At 71.3% G+C, this 20,836-nt stretch carries 16 protein-coding genes; 5 read left to right on the top strand and 11 right to left on the bottom strand.

Going from position 1 to position 20,836, the window contains the following annotated elements; translation table 11 throughout:
* The 6 genes from V7E09_RS07910 to V7E09_RS07885 all read right to left on the bottom strand — a co-directional run.
* The coding region (locus tag V7E09_RS07910; protein ID WP_324523233.1) for a hypothetical protein at nt 1-374 on the bottom strand (374 nt) is incomplete at its 3' end.
* Entirely contained in the window at nt 364-2,949 is a 2,586-nt protein-coding gene (locus V7E09_RS07905) for a hypothetical protein (protein ID WP_324523232.1), read from the bottom strand. The genes V7E09_RS07910 and V7E09_RS07905, both read right to left, overlap by 11 nt.
* The gene (locus V7E09_RS07900; protein ID WP_324510220.1) at nt 2,946-4,325 is read right to left on the bottom strand and encodes an SWIM zinc finger family protein; all 1,380 of its coding nucleotides are present in this window, start codon (nt 4,323-4,325) and stop codon (nt 2,946-2,948) included. The genes V7E09_RS07905 and V7E09_RS07900 overlap by 4 nt, the downstream gene beginning before the upstream one ends.
* Nucleotides 4,326-4,336: 11 nt before the next feature.
* Complete coding sequence (locus V7E09_RS07895; protein WP_324510221.1) at nt 4,337-5,062, bottom strand: Pr6Pr family membrane protein; 726 nt, start codon at nt 5,060-5,062, stop codon at nt 4,337-4,339.
* 298 nt (nt 5,063-5,360) lie between these two features.
* Nucleotides 5,361-7,136, bottom strand: coding sequence for a BCCT family transporter (locus V7E09_RS07890; RefSeq protein ID WP_324523231.1), 1,776 nt, complete (start codon nt 7,134-7,136; stop codon nt 5,361-5,363).
* Nucleotides 7,137-7,486: 350 nt separating this feature from the next.
* Nucleotides 7,487-8,335, bottom strand: a complete 849-nt coding sequence (locus V7E09_RS07885; RefSeq protein ID WP_324510223.1) for an SDR family oxidoreductase — start codon at nt 8,333-8,335, stop codon at nt 7,487-7,489.
* Between the two features lie 165 nt (nt 8,336-8,500).
* Here V7E09_RS07885 and V7E09_RS07880 point away from each other — a divergent pair, with 165 nt between their 5' ends.
* The gene (locus V7E09_RS07880) at nt 8,501-10,012 is read left to right on the top strand and encodes an NAD-dependent succinate-semialdehyde dehydrogenase (protein ID WP_324523230.1); all 1,512 of its coding nucleotides are present in this window, start codon (nt 8,501-8,503) and stop codon (nt 10,010-10,012) included.
* A gap of 5 nt (nt 10,013-10,017) precedes the next feature.
* Entirely contained in the window at nt 10,018-10,830 is an 813-nt protein-coding gene (locus tag V7E09_RS07875) for an arginase family protein (protein ID WP_324523229.1), read from the top strand.
* Nucleotides 10,831-10,885: 55 nt separating this feature from the next.
* Here V7E09_RS07875 and V7E09_RS07870 read toward each other — a convergent pair whose 3' ends face one another.
* The 3 genes from V7E09_RS07870 to V7E09_RS07860 form a co-directional block, all read right to left on the bottom strand.
* Nucleotides 10,886-12,055, bottom strand: a complete 1,170-nt coding sequence (locus tag V7E09_RS07870; protein ID WP_324510226.1) for an amidohydrolase — start codon at nt 12,053-12,055, stop codon at nt 10,886-10,888.
* 10 nt (nt 12,056-12,065) lie between these two features.
* Nucleotides 12,066-12,962 carry a patatin-like phospholipase family protein gene (locus V7E09_RS07865; protein ID WP_442956853.1) on the bottom strand — a complete coding sequence of 299 codons (897 nt, stop codon included), beginning with the start codon at nt 12,960-12,962 and terminating at the stop codon, nt 12,066-12,068.
* Between the two features lie 86 nt (nt 12,963-13,048).
* The gene (locus V7E09_RS07860) at nt 13,049-13,819 is read right to left on the bottom strand and encodes a trimeric intracellular cation channel family protein (RefSeq protein WP_324510227.1); all 771 of its coding nucleotides are present in this window, start codon (nt 13,817-13,819) and stop codon (nt 13,049-13,051) included.
* Nucleotides 13,820-13,939: 120 nt separating this feature from the next.
* Here V7E09_RS07860 and V7E09_RS07855 point away from each other — a divergent pair, with 120 nt between their 5' ends.
* Nucleotides 13,940-14,875 (top strand): L,D-transpeptidase family protein, encoded by a 936-nt coding sequence (locus V7E09_RS07855; RefSeq protein ID WP_324510228.1) that lies wholly within the window; start codon nt 13,940-13,942, stop codon nt 14,873-14,875.
* Nucleotides 14,876-14,913: 38 nt separating this feature from the next.
* Nucleotides 14,914-16,098 carry a M20 metallopeptidase family protein gene (locus V7E09_RS07850; protein ID WP_324510229.1) on the top strand — a complete coding sequence of 395 codons (1,185 nt, stop codon included), beginning with the start codon at nt 14,914-14,916 and terminating at the stop codon, nt 16,096-16,098.
* 65 nt (nt 16,099-16,163) lie between these two features.
* On the opposite strand, the gene V7E09_RS07845 is transcribed toward V7E09_RS07850, so the two are convergent.
* Together V7E09_RS07845 and V7E09_RS07840 are read right to left on the bottom strand one after the other, a co-directional pair.
* Complete coding sequence (locus V7E09_RS07845) at nt 16,164-18,359, bottom strand: NADP-dependent isocitrate dehydrogenase (protein WP_324510230.1); 2,196 nt, start codon at nt 18,357-18,359, stop codon at nt 16,164-16,166.
* Nucleotides 18,360-18,821: 462 nt separating this feature from the next.
* Nucleotides 18,822-19,919: a VanZ family protein gene (locus tag V7E09_RS07840; RefSeq protein ID WP_324510231.1), complete on the bottom strand. Its 1,098-nt coding sequence runs from the start codon at nt 19,917-19,919 to the stop codon at nt 18,822-18,824.
* 119 nt (nt 19,920-20,038) lie between these two features.
* Here V7E09_RS07840 and V7E09_RS07835 point away from each other — a divergent pair, with 119 nt between their 5' ends.
* Nucleotides 20,039-20,776, top strand: a complete 738-nt coding sequence (locus V7E09_RS07835; protein ID WP_324510232.1) for an FCD domain-containing protein — start codon at nt 20,039-20,041, stop codon at nt 20,774-20,776.
* The last annotated feature ends 60 nt before the right edge of the window (nt 20,777-20,836 follow it).

Here is a 20,836-nt window from a genome sequence, read left to right as displayed (position 1 = left end):
ATCTCCCCGCCGCCCTCGACCTCGAACACCCGCCAGAACGTCTCCTCGCGCAGGGCGGCGTCCTGGCGCAGCATCAGCGCCTTCAGGCCGGTGTCGTGGCGGCCGCCCAGCCCCGCGATCATCACCAGGACGTAGTCCTGGCTGTGGTCGACGCGCAGGCCCTCAAACAGCTCCGCCAGCCGGATCGGAACGAAGCTGGGCCACTGCGTCCAGTGCGTGGCCAGGCCGCGCAGTCCCGCGGGAGAGCCATCGAGCACGCGAGGGCCCGGCTCGGTGACGTCGAGCAGCGCGGCGTGGAGCGCGGCCAGGTCGGCGCTGGCGTCGGCCAGGCGGGGCAGGTCGGCCAGGAACCGGTAGGGGCCGTCATAGGTCATCGGGATCCCCCTTCTGGGGAGTGGCCGTCGCGGCCGCTTCCCGGGCCAGGTCGGTGGGGTGGGCCCGGACGGCCGCCAGGTCGCGGACGGCGTGCGCCAGCACCGAGGAGCCGCGTCCCTTCGCCGCCAGCGCCTCGGGCAGTGCGACGGGGGTGCCGTAGTCGCGGGCCAGGCGGGCGGTCAGCGTCACGAGCGCGCCCGGGTTCCGCACCCCTGTCAGGTCAGGCAGCACGGCCAGCATCTGCAGGACGCGGTAGCCGGACAGCGCCCCGATGGAGGCGGCGTCGGCGAGCGCGTCCGCGATCCGACCGGCCAGCACGGTGCCCTCGCTCAGGTGAGCGCCCAGCTCGTGGGCGAACGGTTCGGGGTCGAGCAGGTTGGCCTGCGCCAGGGCGGCGCACGCCTCGGCGGCCTGGGCGCGGTGGGTGGCCTCCTTGGCTCCCAGCCCCAGGGCCAGCGCCGAGTACACCGGCGCGGTAGGCACCTGCGTCGAGGTTCCGAGGGCCGCGAACAGCGGGGCCGATCCGCGGACGTTGACGACAACCGTCGCCGCGTACAGGGCGGGGTGCTGGTGAGCGGCCAGCACATCCGTGTGCTCGCGGAGCAGCCACGCGGCCCAGGCGACGATCTGGTCGTAGCCGTCCTGCTCGCGGGCCTGCTGGGCGCGGAACGTGAACTCGGCGGCGACCGGCTCCAGGACGAGCGCCGGGTGGGTCAGCTCGTCGGTCTCGGCGAGCCAGAACGCGCGCGGGCGGGTCCCCAGTACCTCCAGCTCGCGCCCGAACGTGCCCTGCCCGGGGGCGCGGACCTCGCGTCGCCACGGCAGCGGGCCGGTCGCGGGCAGTGGGATCGGGGGCGTCACCGGGGCCCCGATGCGGCGGGCCATCCGGGCCGCGAACAGCGCCTGGGCCAGCAGGGCCGCAGGAGCCAGCGTGTGCACCGACGCATACCCGGAGCGTCCGTGCCAGCGCTCGGCCTCCTGCCACTGCCCGGTCTCGGCGTCGTACCCGGTCGAGGTCATCGTGAAGTCCTCGACCTGCACATCCGCGGGCGGTTCCTCGCCGGGGCTCAGCACCACGTAGCGCTGGAAGCCGCGGGGGGTGGGGGCGTCCGCGTCCAGGATCAGGGCCGCCAAGTAGCGACGCGGGGAGAACTGGCCCGCGTCCCACGTGTCGTGCAGCACCTGGGCTGCGCGCCCGCGCAGCGGCGCGAACACCGCCAGGTCGGGGTAGGCCGACAGGCGGGCGAGATCGGCGCCGTCGCCGGTGCCCTCCAAGTGCTCCGCCATCAGCGCGAACGCCTCCTGCGGGCTCAGGGCCGTCGGGCTCCCGGCGTCGTTCAGCCCTCTGGAAGCCTGGTCCGCCTCGGGGGTCGGACGCGGAAGCGCGGTGTGCCGCGGCCCGGGGACCGTGACGGCCTCTCCGACGGAGGCCTCGCCCCGGCCTGGCTCCTGCGGCGTGACCTCAGCGGCCGCGTCGAGGTTCGCGAGGGGCGAAGGGCCGGTCACGACGAGCCGCCGGGCGGCGGCCCCCAGTTCGGAGGGAAGCCCGGGCAGCGCGGCCGACACCAGATCGGACACCGCCTGGCTCCGCGCCTCGTCGAGGTCGAGGGCGGCCAGCAGGCCCAGGTGGGCGCGCAACAGCTTCTTCTCGGTGCGGGCCAGCACGGCAGGCGAGGCCGCGACGACTGCGTCGGCGTCCACCAGCCCCGCGCGGACGCCGCCCAGCAACGCCTCCTGCGCCCACCCGACGGCGGTGCTCGGCGGGCTCACCAGCACCCCGAGATACTGGGGCGCTCGGGCGGCCACCTCCTGCGGGGTGGGTGCCAGCAGGCGTTGGATGCGCAGATACCAGGCGAGGGTGCGGGCGGGGAAGTCCCGCAGCAGGGCGCCCAGGGACGCATCCAGCAGGGCATCCCGCAGAGCTGGATCGGTGGCCAGGTCGGTGATGGCGGCGTCCCACGCGTCGCCGCACCCCTCGGTGAGGAGGTAGTGCAGCCCGGCTCCCTCGACGCGGAACAGCGCCCAGAAGTCGGCCAGCAGCCCGGGATCGGAGCGCAGCCGGTCGGCGATCCGGGCGCCGTGCTCGGCGGCGGTCACCCCGTCGGCGTCCCCGCTGACCGCCGTGACGAAGCAACCCAGGTAGGGCAGGGATTCGCCGCGGGCCTGATGCTCGTGCACCAGGGCGAAGCACACCCGCCACGCCAACTCGCGGGCGTACCAGTGGCGGTCGGCGACCGCGTCCACGAAGGACGTCTGCCAGGCCGCCGGGCGCTCACTCGCCGCCGCCACGATGGTCGCGGCCAGCGGGACGCTGGCGGCCTGGAACGCGGGACTCCGGGAATGGTCGCTGCTCACGATCGTCTCGGCGGCGAACTGCGGCTTGGCCAGCGCGGCGAGCAGATAGCAGGCGCGCGGGGTGGGACCCTCGGCCGAGAAGACGCGCGACGGCGGCAGCGTCTTCGCCAGCGCTGCTCGCTCCGCCTCGTCGGCGCCCCTGATGGCCTCGGTGAACCCGTGGGGGCCTTGGGCGGCCGCGCGCAGCAGCGCCCGGCGGGCGGCCAGGTCCAGGCTCATGGGGTGGTTCCTTCCTCGCCCGTGGAATGGGTCGCGATCCGGGCGGCCAGGACGTGCTTGCAGGGGCCGCGTCCCCCGCGGTACTTCGCGTACCAGGGGCAGGTGCACCGGTCCTCGTCGGGATCCGCGCCCAGCGTCACCGTGTAGGTCTGGGTTCCCGAGCGGACCTCGACGCGCCCATCGCTGGTGGCGTGGACGCCGCCCGCCGCCACCAGCCCATGCGCCTGCGCCAGACGCGGATGCAGGCTCGCCAGCGCGTCGGCCTGCACCGGGAGCGGCCGGTGGAAGTAGGCGCCCTGAGCCAGGTCGAAACCCACCTGGCCCGACGACGCCAGCAGATCCAGCGCCGCCCGGACGCGCGGCTCAGGCAGGGCCGCGCGGCCCGCCAGCACGGCGACGTCGATGCGCGGCTCGAAGGCCAGCAGCGCCGAGACCAGATCGGCGTCCTCGGCGACCTCGGCCCCCGCCAAGGCATGCAGCACGGCGCCCTCCCCGGAGAACCCGCGCGACTTCTCCGGGCTGAGCGCCACCGTGAAGCGAGCGCCCGGCAGGGCGAGCACCCAGGCGCTGGCCACCGGCGCGCTGGAGGGGTCGGCGTCCGGGCCGAAGCCACGCAGGCCGGTTGCGAACCGCAGCAGCGGCTCCAGCACCCGCAGCCGCTCCGGTCCGGCCACGCACACCGCCCCCGCCGCGGGGCGCGATGCCAGCCGCAGGCCGCGCACTGCCCACGTCGCCCACATCACCGCCCTGGTCGGGGAACTCTTCGGTAGCCCCTGGATGAACCCGCGTGCGCCGACGGCGTCCAGGTCATGGCGGGCTGTCATGCCCGCGCACAGCACCTGCGTCTCGGCGAACCCCTTCAGCCAGCGGCGCGGCAGCGCGACCTTCTCCTCGACGACCTCGCCGTCGAAGGTCGTGACGCGCAATTCGTCCTGCCCGACATTGAGGTGGAGCGGCTCAGCCGGACGCAGCCCGGCCAGCGCCTGGCGCAGCGGAGGGTTGACATCCACGTTGGTGACGCCGCTGGCGACATGGTCGGCATCGAGGGCGGACGCGTCCACGTCGAGCCGGGCGTACACCCCACAGCACACGCTGAACGCCTCGAACCGCAGCCCCTCGGGGGTGGAGGTCACGACGGGGTCGGCCGCGCGCAGAACCGCGGCGAGCGTGTTGGGCGGCACGTAGAACCGGGTGCGGGAGATCCGCGCGAGGGCGAGCAGCGCGGCCGAGACGACTGCGGGATGCTCCACGAACCCCGAGAAGAAGAAGGGATGCGCGGCGGCTCCCCCGGTGGTGGTTCCGCCCGAGGTTGCGAGGGAAAGGTCGCCGGGGGTCCAGGCCGAGGGGGTGAGATAGGCGTAACTGAGCTCGGTCATCGCCGGTCAACCTAGGGGCCTGCGGCGCGCCCCGGCAACGTTGCCGTCTCGGACCCCTGGGGGAGCAGGCCGGGCCGGGTGGCGCCCACGATCCGGTAGATCAGACCCAGTCCGGCGCTGGCGATCAGGATGACGGCCGCGTTGACGAGTGCGGGCACGAACCCGAGGACGGTGACGTCGAGGAAGGGGTAGGGGTACCAGCCGGTGAGCCCACCATGAACGAACGTGAACCCGATCCAGAGCAGCGGCAGGACGAAGGCGGCGGGCACGGTCGCGAGGGGAAGCCGACGCCTGGGCCCGAACACGAGCCAGCCACCGACGAACGCCAACGGTGAGACCACGTGCAGGCCGACCGTCGTCGCCTGTGCCCAACCGCCCAGGTTGATGCCCGGCGCGAGGATGGTGTTGTAGACGACGCCGGTCACCGTGATGGCCAGCACTGCGTTGAGTCGCAGCGACTCCCACCAGAACCCGGTTCGGAGTGGATCGGAGATCAGCCCCAGGCACACCAGCATCACGACGACGTTGGAGTCCATGGTGAAGTAGAGGAACAACCGGAACACGCCCACGCCCACGTCGACGCCGACGCCCGACGCCCCGGAGTTCGCGTCGGCGCCACCGGTGAACAGCAGCGCCACCTGGATGCCGATCGAGACGACGATGACGAGCGCGACGAAGGCGAACCAGACGCGAGCCCAGACGACGGCGCGGGATTCGCGATGGGGCGAGGCGGGCATGCGGCCATTGTGCCCCCCGTGCGGTGCGCGTCGCGATGGGTCGCACCGATCCGTGCCGTCACCGGGATGCACCCCCACCCCCAGCCGTAGGTCAGCAGGGAGGCTGAGGACGCCAGGCTCGCCGCAGCATCGGAGGGCGGGGGGAGGAAGACGAAGGGCGCCGGTCCGCGCCATTCGATCAGGTCACCGGCAACCTCGAACTCCACGTCACCAGCGTGCGGCGGAGACGGCTGCGGTGTCCATTCCGTCGGAGTCGCCGGGGCCACACGCGGTGACGCGGGCCCCGGCCAAGTCCCCGTCACAACTCTGGGGGCGGCGCTTCCCCGGAGGAGTCGTGGGCGAGCGCGGCGTCGATGTCGGGTTCGGGGGTGTCGACGCGGGCACCGACGCCTTCCCCGGGAGCCGTCTCGGAGACGGTCAACGCGAAGTCGTCGCCGTGCTGTTTGACCCCCTCGACGACGGCCGTGTTGATTGCCTCCACCGCGTAGCGGCGTCGCACGATCATCGGGTCGCTGTTGAGGTCGCGGACCAAGGCGACGGCCAACCCGATCATCACGAGCATGAACGGAAGCCCCGCGATGATGGTGATCGCCTGCAATCCGTTGAGCGCATCCTCACCGCCCGCGACCAGCATGATCGCAGCGACGGCACCCGTCGCGACACCCCAGAACACGACGACCGGACGCCGGGGCTCCATGGTGCCGTTCTCGCTGAGGGTGCCCATCACCACCGAGGCCGCGTCCGCGCCGGAGACGAAGAAGATCGCCACCAGCACCATGACGAGCACGGAGGTGATCGTCGCCCACGGCATCGTCTCCAAGAGGGCGAACAGGGTGCCTTCCGAGGACTCCACCGCGCCCAGGTTGGCGCCGCTCTGCTCGGCGTTGATGGCCGCGCCCCCGAAGATCGCAAACCAGATGAGGCTGACGAGGCTCGGCAGCAGCAGAACGCCGGTGACGAACTGCCGGATGGTGCGGCCCCTGGAGATGCGGGCGATGAACATGCCGACGAACGGGGTCCAGCTCACCCACCAGGCCCAGTAGAAGATCGTCCAGCTCGACAGCCAGGCGTTCGCGTCGGGGCCCGCCGCGCCCGTGCGGGCGGACATCTGCATGATGGTCTGCAGATAGGTGCCCAGCGTGGTCGGAAGCAGGTTCAGGATGAAGACGGTCGGTCCGACGACGAAGACGAAGGCCGCCAGGATGACGGCCAGCACCATGTTGATGTTGGACAGGTACTGGATGCCGCGTCCCACGCCCGACACCGCCGACAGCACGAAGCAGATGGTCAGCCCGGTGATGAGCAGCACCAAGAAGGTGTTGCCGACGTCCCCGATCCAGCCGACGATCTGGGCGCCGTGCGCGATCTGCAGGGCACCCAGGCCGAGCGACGTCGCCGATCCGAACAGGGTCGCGAAGATCGCGAACATGTCGATGATCTTGCCGCCGGGACCGTACGCCTGGCGCTTGCCCAGCAGCGGTTCGAACGCCGCACTGATGGTGAGGGGGCGGCCCTTGCGGAACACGCTGTAGGCGATGGCGACGCCGACGACGGCGTAGATCGCCCACGGGTGCAGCCCCCAGTGGAAGAAGGTGGTTGCCATGGCGGTCTGCACGGCGTTCTCGTTGCCCGCCTCGCCGGTGCCCGGCGGGGGAGTGATGAAGTGAGCCAGCGGTTCGGCAGCGCCGTAGAACATCAGGCCGATGCCCATCCCGGCGGAGAACATCATGGCGATCCACGACACGGTCGAGAACTCCGGGCCCTCACCGTCGCGGCCCAGCGGGATGTTGCCATACTTGCCTGCGGCGAGCCACAGGACGAAGAACACGAAGCCGGTGGCGGCCAGCGCGAACAGCCAGCCGGTGTTGTCGACGACCCACTCCAGACCGACGCTCGACGCCTGCCCCAGTGTCAGCGGGGACAGGATGCCCCAGGCAACGAAGGCGATGGACAGCGCCGCGGTGACGCCGAACACCACCCGGTCCAGGGATCCCGGGCGATCACTCCGCAACGCCTCGGCGGGAGGCTCCAACGCCGGATGGACCGCGTCCAGCACTTGTCCCTGCCCGGTCATGCGGGCGACGCCGGCGCCCGGCGTCGCGGTGAGCAGGTTGCGGCGGCCGGAGGTCGCTTGGTGATGATTCCGGGCCGCTCGGCTGGGGAATAGTCGGCGTGTGGTGGGCGGGGTGGATCGCTCTTGTTTCGCCATGTAGCGGGTCTCCTCGAGTGGACAACCCTCGTCAGGCTAGCGACGATCGCACATCAAGTCACCTTGTAAACGAAAGATCGTTCCGTCTCGCGTTGTCGCGGGGTGGTTCGAATCGCTTCGCCCTGAGGGTTGCACACACCCCCACGGTGGTGAAATGCGGCTCTCGCACTGTTGAATTCTGCTGCTGTGGCCGTCCCCGAGAGGCTCCCGGTCGATCAGGTCAGCGAGGCCGCGAACGCCCCCAGGGTGGTCGCAGGACGACCCAGAATGCGCTCCACGTCCGGGCTGACCGGAGCCAGCGCTCCCGTCGCGATCGCCGCATACGTGGAGACCCAGGCGTCGTAGACCCAGTCGGGTTCGCCGGGCCAGCCCTCCCGCCGCGAGGCGTACGCCTGTGTCAGCGTCTCGTCCTCGAACCGGAACCTCTGCCCGGTGACCTCGCTGAGCACGGCGTAGGCCTGCGTCAGGGTCAGGGAGTCCGGGCCGGTGAGGGTGTAGGTGGCTCCCGCGTGGGCGTCCGGCTGCCCCAGTACCGCCGCCGCGACCTGGGCGACGTCGTCACGCACCACGAACGAGCACCGTCCCTCGCCGGCCGGTCCACGCGCCACGCGGTCGGCTCCGGCGAACAGGGGCAGGGCGTCGGCATAGAAGTTGTCGCGCAGGAACGTGAACGCCAGCCCCGACGCCGTGATCGCCGCCTCGGTGGCACCGTGATCGCGGCCCAAGGTGAACACGGCATCGGGGGAGGCCGCGGCGAACGACGTGTAGACAAGCTGCCGTACACCCGCGGCCGCGGCGGCGGAGACGAACGTGGCCTGATCCTGCGCGCGGGTCGCCGATTCGCCGGCCGACACCATCAAGGCGACCTCCACGCCGCGCAGGGCCGCCTCGACGGCGCCGGCATCGCCGTAGGACGCCACGGCCACCTCGGCGTCCGGAAGGTGCGGGGCGCGGTCGGGATCACGAACGACGAGGCGTAGCGGCACCCCCTGCGCGGCGAGCAGGTCGGCGACACGGCCACCGAGGTGTCCGGTCGCCCCGGTCACGGCGATGCGCGGGGTCATGTCTGCACTGTAATCCGACCCGGGACGCGTCCGGGCAGGAGTGGGGGTGCTGCGCGTCCGGGCGCGGCGGTGCCCGACGACCGGGCCTATCGTAGGACGAGTCAGCCAGGCGTATGTGCGGTGGACCGTCGCCGTGCTCGCTGGCGAGGCCAGGGAAGGACGACGATGAGTGAGCCCGAGACGGCAGGCGACGTCGATCCGCGGGCGACGCCGGGGCACATCGCGGAGCTGCTCGGTCAGGTGCCCACCGGGCTGCTGATCGACGGCGGCTGGCGTCCGGCCGAGACGGGACAGACGTTCGGCGTGAGCGACCCGGCCACCGGGCAGCCCCTCCTGCGCGTGGCCGACGCGTCCCCGGCTGACGCGCTGGCCGGGCTGGCGGCCGCTGACCGCGCCTTCCCCGCATGGGCCGCCACGGCACCCCGGGACCGCGCAGAACTGCTGCGCGCCGCCTTCGAGGAGGTGCTGCGGCGCCGCGACGAGTTCGCGCTGCTCATGACGCTGGAAATGGGCAAGCCTCTGCCCGAGGCGTACGGCGAGGTCACATACGGGGGCGAGTTCCTGCGCTGGTTCAGCGAGGAGGCGGTCCGCATCCAGGGCCGGTACGGCACCACCCCCGAGGGCAACGGACGCGTGCTGGTGAGCCAGCATCCGGTGGGTCCCTGTTACCTGATCACGCCGTGGAACTTCCCGCTCGCCATGGCGACCCGCAAGATCGCCCCGGCGCTGGCCGCCGGGTGCACCGTCGTCGTGAAGCCGGCCTCCCTCACCCCGCTCACCACCTCCTTGTTCGCCCAGGTGCTCCTCGATGTGGGCGTGCCCGCCGGGGTGGTCAACGTCCTCCCCACCACGGCGTCCGGGCCGGTCAGCACGGCGATCCTGGAGGACCCGCGCGTCCGCAAGCTGTCCTTCACCGGTTCGACGCCGGTGGGTCGCGACCTGCTGGCCCGCTCCGCCCCTGGGGTCCTGCGGACCTCCATGGAGCTGGGCGGGAACGCGCCATTCCTCGTCTTCCCGGACGCCGATCTGGACGCGGCCGTCGAAGGCGCATTGAGGGCCAAGTTCCGCAACATCGGCCAGGCCTGCACCGCGGCCAACCGGTTCTTCGTGCACCGGAGCCTGGCCGAGGAGTTCACCGCGCGCGTGACCGCGGCCGTCGCGAACTACGCGACCGGCCCCGGGATCAGGACCGGCGTCACCATCGGCCCGCTGATCGAGCCCCGGGCGGTCGCCAAGATGGGGGAGCTCGTCGCTGATGCGGTCGCCCGTGGTGCGACGTTGCGGGTCGGCGGGCACGCCCTGGAGGGTGCGGGGTCGTTCTTCGAGGCGACCGTCGTGGCCGATGTGCCTGCCGAGGCGGCGCTCATGCGTGAGGAGATCTTCGGCCCCGTTCTCGCGATCACCACGTTCGAGACCGAGGACGAGGCGGTCCGGCTCGCGAACGCCACCGAGTACGGGCTGGTCTCCTACGTCTACACCCGCGACCTGGCGCGCGGACAACGCCTGATCGAGCGGCTCGCCACCGGGATGATGGGGCTCAACGTGGGCGTCGTCTCCAACGCCGCAGCCCCGTTCGGGGGCTGGAAGCAGTCCGGCCTGGGCCGCGAGGGCGGCCTCGAAGGCATCCGCGAGTACCTGCAGACCAAGTACACCCTCACCCCGGACCCGTTCGCCTGACCGGCATGGGCTACGAGGTCGTCGTGTCGCAAGGACGCGTTGCGGATCGCACGGCGGGGGCCCTCATGGGGGCAGCCCTGACCGGGGCGGCGCTGGGCGAGTGTCTCGGGGTGGCCCCGACGGTCGTCGGCACCCCGTCCGCGCCACACACCGACGACTGGTCGGTGAGCCTCCCCGCCGCCACCGCCGTGCTGACGGCTCTGCGGCAGGCTCTGGGGCGGGCTCTCGACCAGGACGCGTTCCCGGTGCTGGCGACGAACACGTGCGCGGCCAGCCTGGCGACCCTTCCCGAGGTCGCGCGCCGGTTCCCGGACGCCGTGGTGCTCTGGATCGACGCGCACGGCGACTTCCATACCCCGGACACGGCTCCCTCCGGCTATCTGGGCGGCATGGTCCTGGCCGCGGCGTGCGGGTTGTGGGACAGCGGGCACGGTGCGGGCCTGAACCCTGCTCAGGTGGCTCTCGTCGGCGCCCGCGACCTCGACCCGGCTGAAGTGGACCATCTCGACCGGGCAGGCGTCCGCGTCTTCGGCCCGCAGGCGAGCACCCCGCAGGCCATCGCCTCATTCGTGGCGGGACGACCGGTGTGGATCCACGTCGACTGGGATGTGTTGGAGCCCGGTTACATCCCCGCCGCCTACAAGGTCCCCCACGGGCTGCGGCCCCGAGACGTGGCCGCCCTGTTCGCCTCGCTCCCGCGCGAGCAGGTGCGGGGCGTGGAACTGGCCGAGTTCGAGGCCGGGGAGCCCGGCGTCCCCGAAGCGCTGAGCATCGAGCTGATCATCGAGACGTTCGGGTACCTCATCGCACCGCGATGACCGGCGGGTCCCTCGTCGCGCTCGCCCACCCGGGGGCACCCGGGCAGGCGCAGGCTCAGTAGCGGGACGCCCAGGTCGCCTGGCGGGTGTCGGGGTCCCAGGAGTACACCTCATCGCCGGAGACGAACGTGCGCAACACCCGGTTGCGGACGTCCAGCGGGTCGCCGTTCCACAGCACGACGTCGGCGTCCTTGCCCTTCTCCAGCGATCCGACCCGGTCGGCCACACCCATCACGGTGGCGGGGTTGATGGTGATGGCTCGCAGCGCGGCCTCGGGGTCCATGCCCTCCTTGACCGCCAGCGCCGCCTGGGTCACCAGGAAGTCGATGGGCACGACCGGGTGGTCGGTGATGAGCGACACGTCGACGCCCGCGCGATCCAGGATGCCGGGAGCGGCCGGGATGCGGTCGCGCACCTCCACCTTCGACCGGGAGACGATGAGGGGGCCATACAGCACCGGGACGCCGTGCGTGGCGATCAGGTCGGCGATCTTCCAGCTCTCGGTGCCGTGATCCAGCACCAGTGGGTAGCCGAACTCGTCGGCCATCCGCAGCGCGGTGGCGATGTCGTCGGCGCGATGGCAGTGCTGCCGCCACGGGATCTCCCGGTTGAGCACCGACAGCAGCGCGTCGTGCACGAGGTTCTGCTCCGGAGCCTCCTGGGCGCCGTGGTTGCGGGCCGCGACGAAGGCCGTGCGGATCGTCAGCGCCGTCCCCAGCCGCGTCGAGGGGGTCTTCTTCTGCTCGCCGTAGAAACGCTTCGGATTCTCGCCGAGGGCGGCCTTCAGGCCGGAGGGGGAGCGCATCACCATCTCGTCCACGACCCGGCCGAACGTCTTGATCGCCACCGTCAGGCCGCCGATCGGGTTGCCGGAGCCCGGGTTGACGTTCACCGAGGTGATCCCGCCGGAGAGCGCGTCGTCGAACCCCTTCTCCAGCGGGTTGATCGCGTCCAGCGCCCGGGCGGCGGCCATCACCGGGTTGGTCGCCTCGTTGGTGTCGTCGCCGGCCCAGCCCTCGCCCTCCTCATGGATGCCGAGGTGGGTGTGCGCGTCGATGAACCCGGGCAGCACCCAGGCGCCCTCCGCGTCCAGTACGGCATGCCCCTTCGGGATGCGCGCACGGGGCCCCAGCGACGAGATGTGCCCGTCGGTCATGACGATGGTCCCCTCGAACGGCTCTGCCGTGATGGGGACGATGTGGGCTCCGGTGATCGCGAGATTCATGGCATCGACTCTAGTCATGGGCGCCGACGCCCAGGAACTCGCGCCAGCCAGAGACCTCGCGTCGGGCCTGCGCCAGCCCGAGCGCGTGCGCCTTCTCCAGGGCGGCCACGTTGCGCTCGGCGTTGCTGATGGGCATGACCTCCGGAACGAACAGGTAGGCGTCCCCGGCGCGCTCCAGTGCGAACAGTTCCTCGCGGGTGGCGTTGTAGCGGGCGGGCCGAGCCAGCAGGGCGTCGGCGACGGCGGGCATCCGGCGGAAGTGGTTGCGGTAGAACCGCGTGTACTTCATCGGGGCCTTCACGTAACCGCGCTCCTGGGTGAGGACGACGAAGAACTTCCGGAACCCCGCCGCGCGGGCGGCGTCCAGGGCGATACCGCCCGAGTCGCCGAGGGCGCCGTCGACGTAGATCTCGTCGTCGATGGTGATCGGCGGCATCAGCACCGGCATGGTGGAGGAGGCCTGCACCCGCACCATCAGGTCCCCCATGGTGGCGATGTCGCTCTTGTCCCAGCGAACGGTGGCCCCGTCGCGGCAGCGGAACGCGGTCAGCGACATCTGGGCCGGATGCGCGAGGAACCGATCGAAGGCGTAGGGCAGCGCCTCTCCGGGAGCCGAGGTGTGCTGGTAGATGTAGTCGGCGTTGAAGAACCCCTGGCCACGCACGAAACTCCCCAGCCCGCCGAACCGTGGGTCGGCCGCGAACGTCGTGAAGGACGCCTTGGCGCGAGGTCCGTCTCCGGCGAGATAGTTGGCGGTGTTGGACGCGCCCGCCGAAATCCCCGCCACGAACGGGAACACGAGTCCCGCCCGGAGGAGTTCGACGACCACGGCGGAGGTGTAGGCGGCGCGCATCCCGCCGCCCTCGAAGATCAAGGCCACATCGGGCACGTTCACCACAGGCGTCACGGCAGCTCCTGGTCGGGGTCGCCCCCCAGCCTAAGCTTTTGTCGGCCTCGGGGAGGCCGCTAGACCGAAGGGCGGCCCACGCACCCTCACAGGGGTTCGTCGGCCTCCTGGGCTGCATCGGCGTCCGCCCGGGCCTCGTACTTGGCCTCCGCCTTGGCGCGGCGGCGCGCCAGCCTACGGCCGAGCCGCTGGGCGCTGGCCTTGGGGCCCAGCGGCCGGATCCGCAGGGCACGCAGGTTGAGCTCGACGGGTTCGGGCAGCATCCAGCCGAGGTGGCGGGCCAGGATGCCCAGTACCGCCGTGGTGAGAATCGCGATCAGCATGCCCAGCTGGGGGCGCCTCAGGATCTCCATGAAGAACCAGGCCTCCGCACCGCCCAGGACCGCCAAGGTGGCATACAGCGTGTTGCCGCCGAAGACGGTGGGGGTGCGGCCGACGAGCACGTCGCGCAACATGCCGCCGCCGACCGCGGTGATCACTCCCAGCAGGATGCTGGGCAGCATGTCGAGGCCCAGGCTGGCCGCCTTGATGGTGCCGGTGGCGGACCAGCATCCCAGCGCCAGCACGTCGGCAAAGGCCAGCGCGCGCCGCGGGAAGGTGCCGTCCAGCCGGACCACGTAGGCGACCAGGGCGGCGATCAGCGCCCCGGCCAGATAAGCGGGGTCGGTGAGGGCGACCGGGAATCCGGAGTTCAGCAGGACGTCGCGCAGCATCCCGCCGCCCAGGCCGGTGATGATCGCCAACGACACGAAGCCGACGATGTCGAAGCGCTTGGACCGGGCGACCGCTCCGCCGAGTAGCCCGCTGGCCACCACGCCGGTCACGTCGACGATCCGGAAGAGGCTGTCCAGTTCCACGCCCCGCTACCCACCTTCAGATTCGGCCCTTGTGTGCTCCCAGTGTCTCGCCCGGAGCGACCTGAACGGAAACCCGTGCACACGGGCTACCAGCCACGGGCCCGGATGCGAGACACTGTCATGGTGTTGCCTCGCCGCCCCCTGACCCGCCTCGCCGCCGCCCTGATCGCCGTCGCGGGCCTCGCGGGCTGCTCGGCGCCCGGGGGCCTCCCCTCGACCGTGGCCAGCACGGCGTCGGAGCAGGTGTCGAGCCCCGACCAGGCCGCCACCCCCGACCAGACCGCCACCCCCGCGGCTGTGACGACCCCGGATGCCGGTCTCCCCGCGGTGGTGGCGACACCGGAGGTGAGTCCTGCCCCGGAGACATCCCCGCAACCCACTCTCCCCGCGCTGTCGGCGGCCCAGCAGGAGAAGTTCGGAGGCTGCCTGACCACGGCGGTCACCCACTGGTCCAGCGGGGCCTGCGCCGCCCTCGCCCAGGAGACCCTGGCCGGGATCGGCTTCCTGGCGGGGGAGCCCGCCAAGCGCATCGATGTGCGTGGCGCCAACGCCATCTTGAACTATCAGCGCTCGCGCGGCCTCGACGCCACCGGGACGATCGACGAGGCCACCTGGCGGGCCCTGGCCACGAACCAGTCGCCCCGCTCGACGGCGCTGCCGGCCGAATGCCTGGTCGCGGGCACCGTCTTGTGCGTGGATCAGGGTGCCCGGACGCTGCGCTACGTCGTCGACGGCACCGTGGAACGCACCGTGCAGGTGCGCCTGGGCGGGTTCGCGCAGCACGCCAAGAAGAAGAACTGGCGCAACTTCCCGACCGCGAACGGCACCTACACGGTCTATGACAAGCAGCGCAACCCACGCTCGGAGAACTATGGGGCCGGGGCGATGCCGTACAGCATCATGTTCCACCCCGACATGTACGTGCACTACTCCTCCGGCTTCGCCAAACAGGGCTACGACAGCTCCAGCCACGGCTGCGTCAACGTCGGTGACAAGGACGCCATCCTGTGGCTGTACGAGCACACCCCCATCGGCGCCACGGTGCACGTGTTCTAGCGGGGGACGGCGGGTCGGCGGCCGGATAGCCTGCCGCCATGACTTTCCTGGAGGATGCCGCCGGCCTGGCGGACGAACTGCGCAGTCTGCGCCGCGCCCTGCACGCCGACCCTGAGCTCGGCCTGGAGTTGCCCCGCACTCAACGCCGTGTCCTGGATGCCCTGGACGGACTCGGGCTCGAGGTGACGTTGGGGGTGTCGTCCACCGCGGTGACGGCGGTCTTGCGCGGGGAACGCCCAGGTCCCGTCGTGCTGTTGCGCGGCGACATGGACGCCCTCCCGGTGGCCGAGGAGACCGGCCTGGACTTCGCCTCCACCAATGGCGCCATGCACGCCTGCGGGCACGACCTGCACGTGACGGGCCTGGTGGGCGCGGCGAAGCTCCTGGCGGCGCGCCGCGACGAGCTGCCCGGCAGCGTGATCTTCATGTTCCAGCCCGGCGAAGAAGCCGACGGCGGGGCGGTCCGCATGATCGAGGAGGGCGTCTTGGACGCCGCGGGCGAACGCCCCGTCGCCGCCTATGGGGTCCACGTCGCCACGGGGCGGTTCGGCGTTGTCGAGACCCGGGCCGGGACGCTCATGGCGGGCGCGAACGAACTGTACGTGACGGTCAACGGGCGCGGCGGTCACGGCTCCCAGCCCGTCACCTCGGTCGATCCCGTGCCCGCGCTGTTGGAGATCGGGCTCGCGCTGCAGACGATGGTGACGCGCCGGTTCTCGGTGTTCGATCCGGTGGTCGTGACCGTGACGCAGCTTTCCGCCGGGCAGGCCGTCAATGTGATCCCGCCCGCAGCACGGCTGGGGGCGACGGTGCGGACGCTGTCGCAGGCGTCCGTGGAGACACTGATCGCCGAGACGCGGCGGCTCGCCGATGGCATCGCCGCCGCCCACGGCTGCACCGCCGAGGTGGACTTCCAGATCGACTACCCGGTCACCGTCAACGATCCCACGGAGGCGGCGTTCGCCCTCGAGGTGGCGGCCGACCTGTTCGGGGAGGATGACGCCACGGAGCTTCCGGCACCGCACATGGGCTCGGAGGACTTCAGCTATGTGCTCGCGGAGGTTCCGGGCGCTTTCGTGTTCCTCGGGGCGACCCCGCCCGAGATCGACGAACGGACCGCCCCCTGGAATCACTCGCCGCTGGTGGTCTTCGACGACGCTGTGCTGCCGCGTCAGGCTGCCTACCTGGCCGAGCTGGCCTGGCGCCGTCTGCACCGCTCCTGAGCCCCACCACCGCGGGCCCCGCTCCTCCCGAGAGGGGAAGCGGGGCCCGCGGCGTGTCGGGTGGCTCAGGCCAGGCCGTCGATGATCGCGTTCAGCGTCGCAGAGGGACGCATGACCTGGGAGGTTGCGGCGGGGTCGGGGCGGTAGTAGCCGCCCAGGTCGACCGGCTGCCCCTGCACGCCGAGCAGTTCGGCGTCGATCGCGTCCTGGTTGGCCACCAGCGCCTCGGCCACCGGTGCGAAGGCCGCCGCGAGTTCGGCGTCCGCGTTCTGGCCTGCCAGTTCCTCGGCCCAGTAGCGCGCCAGCCAGGCGTGGCTGCCACGGTTGTCGATCTGGCCGACGCGGCGGGCCGGGGACTTGCCCTCATCCAGCAAGGTGCCGGTGGCGGCGTCGAGCGCCTTGGCGAGCACGGCCGCGCGCGGGTTGTCGGTGCTGCGCGCCAGATGATCGAGGCTTTCGGCCAGCGCCAGGAACTCGCCCAGGGAATCCCAGCGCAGGTAGTCCTCCTCGACGAGTTGCTGCACATGCTTGGGGGCCGAGCCACCCGCGCCGGTCTCGAACAGGCCACCGCCTGCCATCAGCGGCACCACCGACAGCATCTTCGCCGACGTGCCCAGTTCCAGGATCGGGAACAGGTCGGTGTTGTAGTCCCGCAGCACGTTGCCCGTCACCGAGATGGTGTCCAAGCCGCGGCGGATGCGATCGATGGAGGTCTGGGTGGCCTCGACCGGGGAGGCGATGGTGATGTCGAGCCCCGTCAGGTCGTGCTCGGGCAGGTACTGCTCCACCAGGGAGGCGACGTTGGCGTCGTGGGCGCGCTCGGGATCCAGCCAGAAGATCGCCGGGGTGTCCGAGACTCGGGCGCGGGTGACGGCCAGCTTGACCCAGTCGCGGATCGGGGCGTCCTTGGTCTGGCAGGCGCGCCAGATGTCACCCGCCTCGACCTCGTGGCGCATCAGCACCTCACCGGCCGAGCCGACGACCCGCATCGTGCCCTTCTGCTCGACGATGAAGGTCTTGTCGTGGCTGCCGTACTCCTCGGCCTTCTGGGCCATGAGCCCGACGTTGGGCACCGATCCCATCGTGGTCGGGTCGAAGGCGCCGTTGACCTTGCAGTCGGCGATCACCGTGGCGTACACGCCCGCGTAGCTGCTGTCGGGGATGAGGGCCAGGGTGTCGGCCTCGGCGCCGTCGGGGCCCCACATGTGGCCCGACGTGCGGATCATGGCGGGCATCGAGGCGTCCACGATGACGTCGCTGGGGACGTGCAGGTTCGTGATGCCGCGGTCGGAGTTGACCATCGCCAGCGCGGGGCCGGCGGCGAGCTCGGCATCGATGGACGCCTTGATCTCGGCGCCTTCGGGCAGGGCGGCCAGCCCGGCCAGGATCGACCCGAGCCCGTTGTTCGGGGTGAGGCCCGCCGCGGCGAGCGTCTCGCCGAACGCGGCGAACGTCGCGGGCAGGAAGGCGCGCACGGCGTGACCGAAGATGACCGGGTCGGACACCTTCATCATGGTGGCCTTGAGGTGGATCGAGAACAGCACGCCGAGGTCCTTGGCGCGGGCGACCTGCGCGGTGAGGAAGGCGTCCAGCGCGGCGGCGCGCATCACGGTGGCGTCGATGACCTCGCCCTCGAGAACGGGCAGGTCCTTCAGGACGGTGACGGCGCCGTCGGCGTCGACGAACTCGATCCGCAGCGTGTCGGCCTGCGGCATGATCACCGACAGTTCGTTGGCGCGGAAGTCGTCGGCGGCCATCGTGGCGATCTCGGTGCGGCTGTCTGCGCTCCAGGCGCCCATCGAGTGCGGGTGCTTGCGGGCGTAGTTCTTCACCGCCAGCGGAGCCCGGCGATCGGAGTTCCCCTCGCGCAGGACCGGGTTGACCGCGGACCCCTTGACCGCGTCGTAGCGTGCCTTCTCGGCGGGCGTCGCCGCATCGTAGTCGGGCAGGTTGAAGCCCTGCGCCTGCAGTTCCGCGATGGCGGCGTGGAGCTGCGGTACCGAAGCGGAGATGTTGGGCAGCTTGATGATGTTGGCCTCGGGGCGCTGCGCCAGCGCGCCGAGTTCGGCCAGGGCGTCGTCGACCCGGCGGTCCTGCGGCAGGGCGTCGGCGAAGGCGGCCAGGATGCGGCCCGACAACGAGATGTCGCGCGTCTCCACGTCGATGCCCGCGGTCGAGGTGAAAGCCTCGACGATCGGCAGGAACGAGTAGGTGGCCAGCAACGGCGCCTCATCGGTGAGCGTGTAGATGATCTTGGCCATGCGACTTTGATCTCCCTTGAATCGTCGTGACGGTGCAGCCGCCAGCCTATCGGTAGGCGAGGAAGCCGCGGCGGCTGCAGTGCCCGGCCGCGGACCGCAGCGGTCAGGGGCCGACGGCGGGCGCAGCGGCACAGCAGTGGGCCCCCGTCGATGCCCCAGACGGCGAGGGCCCACCCCGTTGTTTCTGGCCGGAGATGGCGTGACGATTCCGACCATGGCCCGAGGCGAACCGCCTCCACCCACGTCACCAAAGCGGAGCGCCGACGCGCAGTCGGCGGCGGACGATCATCGGGCCATACGACGCCAAGGTTCAGCGTGTAGTACTTGTCTAGCGGGGAGCCCGCATAGGTCGCAACAAAACCCGAATTGTTCCACTACCTGGCCTTCGCCATCCACCATTTGGGCCTGCTGTCCACAGTTATCCCCAGGCGCATGCACAGCTTCATCCACCGTGGGATAGCGTCACTTCCCGCGGGGGAGGGCCTCGTTCTGCGGGCGGGCGTCGGCCTCGTGCGTCGCGCGGGCGTCCGCCAGGTCCTGGCCGCTGAGGAGACCCGGCAGGCCGCGCCCCTGCGGGGTCGCCATCCAGGCGAGGAGCGCTGCGAGCGCGAACGGGGCTTGGAGGTTGCCACTGAGCGAGGGCAGCCCCAACAAGGCGTACCCGGGAATGCCTCCGAGCGCGCGCATGAGCCGGGCCAGCGGGATGGGCTGTCGGCCCCCGCGATACCTGAGCTGGACGGCGTAGTCACCCACAGAACGACCGGTGGCGAGGATGAGCACCAGCCAGACGGCCGCAGGCAGCCCGGACCCGAGCCAGCTGGCGTAGCTGCCCTGGGGGAGAGTGCTGTCGGGATCGATGAGGGAGACGGCCGTGGTGAACGCCGCCGTGGTGGCGAACCCGAGCAGGGTTGCGGCCAGCACGTCGCACAGCATGGCGAGCATCCGGCGTCCCCGGGTCACCGGATGGGGCAGCGCCGCCTCCGGACGGATGCCCGCGCGCCGCCACGCCCCGGGAACCAGCAAGGCGACGACGGAGCCCAGCAGGGCGCCGAGGGTGTTCGTCTGCAGGTCGACCACGTCGAAGACGCGGTAGGCGCACGGATACAGCCCCCACACGCCGGTCAGCTGGGTGAACTCCACCATCGCGGAGACGCCGAACCCGGCCGCCGTCGCCACCAGGACGCCGCGCCCCGCCAGCGTCCGGAGGAAGAAGCCGAGCGGCATGAACAGAGCGACGTTGAGGACGAGTTGCTGAATCGCGGTGCGGCGCAGCGGATTGCCACCCGCCGCCAGCGCCCGCTGGATGTCGGGGATGAACCCGAGCGGATCGAGATTGATCCCGGCGCAGCGATAGCTTCCGACCTGCAGCAGCGGCAGCAGCGTGTAGGCCCAGATCGCCCAGAAGTAGATGACGGCTGCGAGCCACGCCAGCATGCGTCCTGCGCTGAGGCGTCCGCGCCGTCGATAGCTCAGGGCGACGAAGGGGACGAAGAGCAATACGCTGACGACCAGGCCCGCCACAATCGCCACGGCCGCCTGGAACACCACGCCATTTCCCATTCGCGGAACCTTACCGCCGCCTGAGCCATGGCCCGGCATTGGCAACTTTCTGGCAACTTCGCACGGCCCGCGTTGGCGGCATTTATCGTCAGGCTCGATCCCCGAGGAGGCAGGATTCGATGCTCGTCACCGATGCGTTCGTCGAGACGCTGCCGTGCCCGCCCGCGGAGCGTGTCGCCCACCTGCGCATGCTCATCGCGGATGAGGTACTCCTGAGCGACACTGCCTACCCCATCGCCGAGATAGCGACCTTTCTGGGCACCGGAGAGGACGAGGCTCTGGACACGTTGCGCGAACTCGGCCGCGACGGTTTCCTGGAGCGGCTGGAATCGGGTGCCGTGCGCATCCGCCCCGAGGGCGAGTTCCGCGGCAGCGACGTTGTCGGCGTCCGCCGTCTCGTCGAGCCCGTTGCGATGCGTGAGGCGAGCATCTTCGTCCGGCCCGCGGATCTGATCACACTTCGTCAATTGGAGGGGAAGTGCGCGGAGGCTCTGCTCGAACGCGACTTCGCCGCCTTCCGCAGGGCCGAGGACGCCTTGTTCGCCTCGCTGCTGACGCTGCACCCCAATGCCGAACTCACCCGACTGGTCGCCGATCTGCGGGCGCGTACGCCGCTCGACGGTTTGCGTGCTGGTGTCGAATGCGGCGTTGTGGCGGCCTCGTTGCTGCCTCATCAGCGGCTGCTGGACCTGATCGAGACGGGGGAGTACGACGCCGTCGAGTGCCTGGTGGACTTCGCCCTGGGCGCCCTGCGCTACGTCGGTGCCCCCGTCATGGACGCTCCGCACCTCAGCGGCGCCCCGATGGACCCGGGGGAGCGCCCCGACGGCGAGTTCCTGGACGCCGCCCTCGACTGACGCAGCCGCCGAGGACTGAGCCCCAACCCGCCGAGGACTGAGCCCCAACCCGCCGAGGAC

Origin of the sequence: Propioniciclava sp. (genome assembly GCF_036744435.1) — a bacterium.
Taxonomy (GTDB): domain Bacteria; phylum Actinomycetota; class Actinomycetes; order Propionibacteriales; family Propionibacteriaceae; genus Propioniciclava.
The sequence above is the reverse complement of the archived record's forward strand: the minus strand, read 5'-3'. Positions and strand labels throughout refer to the sequence as shown.

Coding starts and splice junctions, on each gene's coding strand:
- V7E09_RS07870 (WP_324510226.1), bottom strand. CDS start 12,055: ATGAATCTCGCGATCACCGGAGCCCACATCGTCCCCATCACGGCAGAG.
- V7E09_RS07875 (WP_324523229.1), top strand. CDS start 10,018: ATGGGCTACGAGGTCGTCGTGTCGCAAGGACGCGTTGCGGATCGCACG.
- V7E09_RS07845 (WP_324510230.1), bottom strand. CDS start 18,359: ATGGCCAAGATCATCTACACGCTCACCGATGAGGCGCCGTTGCTGGCC.
- V7E09_RS07900 (WP_324510220.1), bottom strand. CDS start 4,325: ATGACCGAGCTCAGTTACGCCTATCTCACCCCCTCGGCCTGGACCCCC.
- V7E09_RS07855 (WP_324510228.1), top strand. CDS start 13,940: ATGGTGTTGCCTCGCCGCCCCCTGACCCGCCTCGCCGCCGCCCTGATC.
- V7E09_RS07835 (WP_324510232.1), top strand. CDS start 20,039: ATGCTCGTCACCGATGCGTTCGTCGAGACGCTGCCGTGCCCGCCCGCG.
- V7E09_RS07850 (WP_324510229.1), top strand. CDS start 14,914: ATGACTTTCCTGGAGGATGCCGCCGGCCTGGCGGACGAACTGCGCAGT.
- V7E09_RS07905 (WP_324523232.1), bottom strand. CDS start 2,949: ATGAGCCTGGACCTGGCCGCCCGCCGGGCGCTGCTGCGCGCGGCCGCC.
- V7E09_RS07885 (WP_324510223.1), bottom strand. CDS start 8,335: ATGACCCCGCGCATCGCCGTGACCGGGGCGACCGGACACCTCGGTGGC.
- V7E09_RS07840 (WP_324510231.1), bottom strand. CDS start 19,919: ATGGGAAATGGCGTGGTGTTCCAGGCGGCCGTGGCGATTGTGGCGGGC.
- V7E09_RS07895 (WP_324510221.1), bottom strand. CDS start 5,062: ATGCCCGCCTCGCCCCATCGCGAATCCCGCGCCGTCGTCTGGGCTCGC.
- V7E09_RS07880 (WP_324523230.1), top strand. CDS start 8,501: ATGAGTGAGCCCGAGACGGCAGGCGACGTCGATCCGCGGGCGACGCCG.
- V7E09_RS07890 (WP_324523231.1), bottom strand. CDS start 7,136: ATGACCGGGCAGGGACAAGTGCTGGACGCGGTCCATCCGGCGTTGGAG.